Origin of the sequence: Prauserella endophytica, assembly GCF_005146945.1 — a bacterium.
In the GTDB taxonomy this organism is placed as follows: Bacteria; Actinomycetota; Actinomycetes; order Mycobacteriales; family Pseudonocardiaceae; genus Prauserella_A; species Prauserella_A endophytica.
In genome coordinates this window covers 22150-28544 of record NZ_SWMS01000046.1, presented here as the reverse complement: position 1 = coordinate 28544, position 6395 = coordinate 22150, and the positions used below count along the sequence as shown (strand labels likewise).

The 6395-nt window shown below is 66.8% G+C and carries 3 protein-coding genes and 1 pseudogene; 2 read left to right on the top strand and 2 right to left on the bottom strand.

What is annotated here, in order from left to right; translation table 11 throughout:
- Positions 1-69: 69 nt before the first annotated feature.
- Positions 70-432 (top strand): annotated as a pseudogene (locus tag FCN18_RS40970) (IS30 family transposase); the annotation flags it as partial.
- Here the strand turns inward: FCN18_RS40970 and FCN18_RS36990 are convergent.
- Positions 318-2981, bottom strand: a complete 2664-nt coding sequence (locus tag FCN18_RS36990) for a pPIWI_RE_Z domain-containing protein (protein ID WP_137097351.1) — start codon at positions 2979-2981, stop codon at positions 318-320. The pseudogene FCN18_RS40970 and the gene FCN18_RS36990 sit on opposite strands and share 115 nt — an antisense overlap.
- On the bottom strand, positions 2971-4059 hold the full coding sequence (locus FCN18_RS36985) for a pPIWI_RE_Y domain-containing protein (protein WP_228714327.1): 1089 nt from the start codon (positions 4057-4059) through the stop codon (positions 2971-2973). Before FCN18_RS36985 ends, FCN18_RS36990 begins: the two co-directional genes overlap by 11 nt.
- Positions 4060-4886: 827 nt before the next feature.
- On the opposite strand from FCN18_RS36985, the gene FCN18_RS36980 reads away from it, so the two are divergent.
- Positions 4887-6392, top strand: a complete 1506-nt coding sequence (locus FCN18_RS36980; protein WP_137097349.1) for a DUF2397 domain-containing protein — start codon at positions 4887-4889, stop codon at positions 6390-6392.
- Positions 6393-6395 lie beyond the last annotated feature (3 nt).

Sequence of the window (6395 nt, the reverse complement as noted above, 5' to 3'; positions counted from 1 at the left end):
TTCTGGATCGCGTCGGGCAATCCGATCTTGGTCCATCCGCGGCTTACACAGTTGTCATGACACGGCCCCGGGCGTGACTCGCTGACCGTCAGCCAGGCGATCATCGCCGCCGTCGACCCACTGCCCGTGTCGATCAAACGTTCCCTGACCTGGGATTGCGGCTCGGAGATGGCTCTACACAAGGACATCACCGCGACAGGCCTACCGGTGTACTTCGCTCATCCACACTCACCGTGGGAACGCGGCAGCAACGAGAACCTCAACCGCATCGTCCGCGAGTTCCTCCCCAAGGGCGTCACCATCCCGAGCGACCCCCGCTACCTCGCCGCCATCGCCGCCGAGATCAACGACCGACCCCGTAAGATCCACGCCTGGAAGAAACCGAGCGAAGTATTCACCGAACTACTCGAATCGAATGCTTCCACCGCCTGAACCCGCCGCCGTCTGCCGTCGGGCAAGGAGTCGCGGATCTCTTCCAACTCGCTGGGGCGGGGAGCGCGCAGTCCTGGGCGGGCCTTGCTGAGCCCGGCGAGGATCGTGCGCAGCGCGGCGGCACGACGTTCACCCACCTGCCCCGACACGCGTATCGGGTACTCGTGGCCACGGTCGTCGCTGATCTTGGTCGGCAGGTACTCCAGGGTGATTCGATCGGCCACTGGCACCGAGGCGGCCTTCTCCGAGGTGAGCACAGCCGACACCGGGACCTGTACGTCATAACGTGGCGAGGTGCCCGCCCAGCTTGTCGCCGACAGCAGCAGCACAGCCGGCCCGCGCTGGGCGGGCGACTCGCGGTAGAGGTGGGGCAGGTTGAGCAGCAGCCAGCGGCCGACTCCAGCACAGCGGAAGAATGACAGCGTGCCGAGTTGGTTGGGCTGCAGGCTGTCATCCTCGCGGTACTGGAAGCCGAGCAGGTTGCCCATCGGGGCGTCGGGGACGAGCGGGATGTACTCCGCTGGTGGTTTGTGGACGAGGCTGGTGGACATCGATTCGATGCCGGTCTCGCTCTCAACCTCCCAGCAGCCGCGAGTGAGCTGTTCCAGTTTTCGTGCCAGCAGCGCGATGACCATGATGGTCTGGAACCGCGCGGCCATGCGGTCGAGCTGTTGATCGCCAACCTGGACGTCCGGCAGGGCGGTGAGCCAGTCGCGGAGTTCGTTGGTGATGTCGGTGGGGTTGTCGTACCCCCGCGCGGACAGCGCGCACAGGAACGCCACGCGCTTGTCCTCGCCGGTGTAGCGGCCGGCGGGTTTCTGGATCCACGTGGCGAACGTGTCCAGCCATTGCTGGCGGCAGTCCTCGTCCGTTGTCCAGGCTGGTCCGCCTGTGGGCGGGTTGGGGACCGGGCGTCGGGCGATCTCGGCGGCCAGCCGGACGCCGAGTTGCCACTCGTTGAAGTAGCCCTCGCGCAGCCATTCGCGGATGTGTGCGTGTTCGGCCATGAGCGCCCGCAGCCTGCTGACGAGCATCGCCGCAGAGTTGATGTCGATCGACCAGTCTCGGACGGTGCTGGTCGCGAGGTGCTGGCCTTGGGTCTGCCGGATGTGCCGATCGAACAGGGGGCGGACTTCGTCCAGCCAGGCGTCGCGGCCAGGTCCGGCCAGGGTTTGGGACGGGCTGAATGCCTGGTCCCACTGAATCTGTACGCGGTCGGCCTCGTCGATGACGAAGGCGTCGCTGCGCAGCCAAGCCAGCTCCAGGTACCGCATGGCGGTGTCGGTGAGGTGGTTGGGAACCCGACAGTGCAGCAGGCTCGGCGCTGTCGCGACCCAGATGGGCGCGTCGACCAGTGTTCGGGACGCCTCGTGCCGGCCGCAGTCGGCGAACAGCGGACAGTCCAGGTGGTCGCTGCGGGATGCTGCCTGTCGCTCGTCCGGGTCGTCGTTCCAGGGGCTGAGTTTGCCCTGACAAGGGGCGTCTCGCAGCTTCCACGGCATCGACAGGTCCAGCAGCCCCTGCAGGGTGCACGCCGTCGACACCCACTTCAATCGCTCGTCATTCAGTAGCGGCAGGCCCCGCATGGTCGGGTCGGCTGGCCGGTGCAGTTGCTGTAGATGCCGGCCTCGCGTTGCTTGCCCCAGGATGGGTGCCGCCTTCACGCCGTAGCGTTCAAGGTCCTCGACGACGTTGAGCACCGATACGACGTCGCCCAACACCAGGGTCAGGGTGTAGCCGCGTTTCGCTGCCCACACCGCGGCCACGATCAACAGCGTCGTCTTGCCCACGGCCGGCATGCCGGCCAGGTGAACGATGTCTTCCAGACGGAGCGACCGCTGGCGGCGCAAGCCGCGGCTGGTCCTGGCGTGCAACCGCAAGTCTCGGATGCGCTGATACCAGGCGTTGTCGCGATTCTGTTGCTGATCGATTCCATCCATTTCCCGCGCGGCGGTCTCCAAACCGGCCCATCGCAACAGGATTCGTCGCCGTTTGCGGGAACGACGGTGCGGCTTGGCTGACCGTGCCGGCAGGGCCTCGGCGGGGATGACGATGCATCGATCGATTCGCGGCGCGCTGTATCGGGCCCCAGCTTCAGCCAGTTGCGCGTCCAGGTCACGGTGTGCGGGCCATGCGGCGAGCGCCCTGCGGTATGCGTCTTCTCGGTTCGCCGCGACCGACACCGGCCGTAGTTGGGGAGGCTGGTCGACGCCGATGATGTCGAACAACCGTAGGTGATCGGGGACGGCCCGATACCTCTTCAACGCCTCAACCCACTTGCGTTCGGACTTCAACTCGCCGATCAACCAACGCAATGACTGCGGGAACTGGGAGGCGGCACGATGGTGCGGCTGGCGGAAGTCATAGCCGAACAGCAGCGACCACGCGCCGCCTGCCGGGCTCCCACTGGCGCACTCCGCCAAGGCGAACAACCCCAGTTCGACGGCCAGCATCTCGGTGAGCTGAGCCGACGAGAGGCCGGCGGTTTGAGCGGGCTTGCGCAGCGCCTTCCGAACCGAGGCGTGCCACGCTTGACGATCACGGGCCACAGACAACCTCCCCAGGCTGGCCGGCGTCCGGGCACCGCGAGATCAGCGCCTGATCAGTAAGGACCTCGATGTGCGGCTGGCTGCGCAATGCCGCGCTGCGGCGACGGACGATGTCGCAGTAGCTGCGATTGCGCGCGACACGATCAGCCGGAACGACCAGGAACGCATCGCCGTAGGCGAACGGATGGCCGGTCTCCCACCGCGGGAACCGCTTGATCTTGCGGGCGAGGAGATACGGCTTGTGCCAGTCCTTCACGTCGACTCCGACCGCGTAGCCGTCAGGCCAGCGGGCAACCAGGTCAAGCGCATCCAAACCCGGATACAGCACCACCCGTGCGCCGCGGGCGGCCAATGCTTGCGCCAGCGCCAGTTCCGGCCGCCCTGGCAAGGCCACAGATCGCACCAGCTCCGGCCGCAGCCGATACGCCCCCTCCGCGTCCCGGAGGGTTGGACTCGGCATGTGCAGCGCCCGCACACAGCGCGGCGTCTCACAATGCCATCCGCCTCCAGAGGTGGGCGTCATCCACTGATCACACAGCCCACAGACGGCGACTTGGCCTCCACTGGTCGTGGCAGGTGGAACTGGTTCGTAGGACTCGTCGATCCACGTCGCCCACTGCGGCACGGTCAGGAACCTGTTCTTTGCCGACAGAAACTCGGCGGCCCCGAGAACCGGCTGTGTGGTGACGAACCGACGCCACTCGGCGTACAGATCCGGCCTGCCAGCTTGTTCAGCTCCGGATTTCACCTGGCTGACCAACGTACTTTCGTGCACCTCGGCGACCACGTCGTAGGCTTCGACGGCCCACTCCACGCAGAACTCCGACGGCTCGCCGCCGATCAGCAGCAACTCACCCCCGACCTGCGCGTCGGCGTCGAACACCAACGGCCAATCGTGCAAGGGCTTGTGGGCACACCAATCCCACACCAGATCGTGCACACCCCGAGGCCCAGTCACGCCAGCCAGTGCGCACACGGCCGACAGCCGATCCAACCCCAGTTGCAAGGCCCTGTCGTACGGTCGTTCCCGCTCACGAACGCCCCTCCACCCGCACATGCGCACCAGTCCTGATGCCACCAGGCTGATCAGGACCTCGGCATCTCGCTCAGGAGAACCCCGCCGGGATGCGGTTGTGCCAACAGTTGCGAAAGTCACGCCGACAACCTAGGAAGGGGCACCGACAAAAATCGGTCGGCTGAGGCTCGCGAGCGCGATACTTCACCCGATCGAGTGGAGACGGCAGATTGGCTGACTCTCCGTGACCATCACCTATCGTCGCCTCTCATCACGCCGTTCTATCGGTGGCCAGCCGCGGGAGGGGTCGTATGAACTCGTGCGAGCCGTTGGTCATGAGCGGCCGGGAACCAGCCAATTGGCGCGTTGGCCCAGCCGAATTCAGGTTGCCGACACAGGCGGCGCACGACCGTGCGGGCGCAGCGATCGACTCGCACTGGAGGACCACCCGAAACGAGTAATGGCGTCACGCCGTCGCCGTCGCCGCAGCGACGCCCTACGACGGGTTTGCGCAGGGTATGCACGTCCGGGCCACGAATGCCTCCCCAGCGTCGTGTGTTTGTCAAGGTGGACGCGACACAACACAGAACGAAGTGACCTGTCGCCGAACTGGGCGCTCCGGCACATGGTCGGTCACACGAACAGCCGCCTGACCCTCACGGCCTGCTACTCGAACATCCGTTTGGCCTGCGGCTTTGTCGGTGCCGATGCCTAGCGTGAAGAGCCGTGAATGTCAGGGCACGGCAGCTGGGCACCGTGAAGGTCGATGCGGCGGCGCGCACTGCCTGGCAGTACCGGCTACGACGCGGAGGGTGGACGTCGCGCAGTGAGCGATGACGGCAACGGTCGCGGAAGCGCGCCAGGACAGTCGCGGTTGAGCAGGTTGGGAGTTGGCCGGCTTTCCTGGCCGCGTCGAAATCGCGAACTACCTCACCCAGGAGCACTCCGCGCAGTATCGGCTGATCGTCGATGTGCTGTTCGATGCGCAGGAAGTGGCGTTGACCGGAGTCGGGCGGGACGAGCTGCTGATCGCACTCCGAGAGCGCATCGAGGCTGCGATCGGCGGCTTACAGGCCCGGGAACTGACGATGCCGCCGGTGCTGGATCTGGACGCCCGGATGCACCAGCTGGAGCAGTGGGGCGTGGTGCACAGCTGGCAGGACCGGGCCCGCACGGAGGCGGATTTCGTCCGATCGCGAGACCGCTACCAGCTCACGCCGGACGCAGCAGATTTGCACGGCTGGCTGCGTCAGCGCGGTGATGATCACTCGGCGATGGCGTCGGCCGCGGCGTTCGCGCCCGCCGTGATCGCTGATCGTCTCGACGAAATGCTTGCCGCTGCTGTCGCCAAGGACTATCCGGCGGCTGCTCAGGCATGGTCGCAGGTGCGTACCACGTTAAAGAACATGGCCGACGCCGCGCGGATCTGGCAGTCGCGCATGGCCTCCGCGCTGGCGGGCACGCCGGACGAGGACAAGATCACGCAGCTGCGGGACACGGTCATGTCCTACATCACCGTGTGGGGCGCTGGGATCGACACCTACACCGCACGCATTCGCAACGCGGTGCAGAGGCTGGACGACATGGGGCCCGAGTTGTGGCGAGAGGTCGCTGTGGTGGGTCTGGATCCGGAGGCCCGTGAGGAAACGATCTCGACCATGGCCCATGTTCACCACGCTGGGGTGGACACCCTGCGGGCGTGGTTCGCCACCACCGACAATCAGGCGGCACGGTTGCGCCGGCAGGTCCGCGATGCGGTGACACCGCTGCTGCGTGGAACCCGCGCCCTGCTGTCTACCGGTGGCTATATCACCCGGCAGGCCGAGCTGTTTCGGGTTGCCGCCGCCATCGACTCGGCGACCGACGACCAGGATGCGTGGCGGGTGTGGTGCCAGGCCACTGGACAGTGGTCAGCCCGACATCTACCCGGTGAACCGGCAGATCCGCCGGTGGGCGCCGCGCGCACGTCGTTCTGGGAAGCACCGCCGGTACCGATCGACGCCGTCGCGAGACAACGCTCCCGCAGCACGAGCGGCGGTCCGCCGGCCCAGGTGCCCAACCGGCGGAACGCGCGGGATCAGGCACGGCGGCTGCTGGAGAAGCAGCGCCGAGAGCAGTCCACAGCCGAGCGTGAGCTCCTGGCACGTTCCGGCACCCCACTGTCGACGTGGACACCGCTGGGGGCTGGGGAGGCGGAGCTGTTCTGGGGTGTGCTGACCGCAGTGGCCTCCGCCCGCACCGCGAACCATGCCGACGTGCGCCGCGTGACCACGGCCGACGGACGGTGGTTGGTGGTCGCGCATCCCCCGGCTCGGCTCACCGATTCCGCGCGGGTGTGCACGCCTGGCGGTGACATCGTCTGCGGAGACTGGACGTTGGAGTTGATCCCCGCATGACAG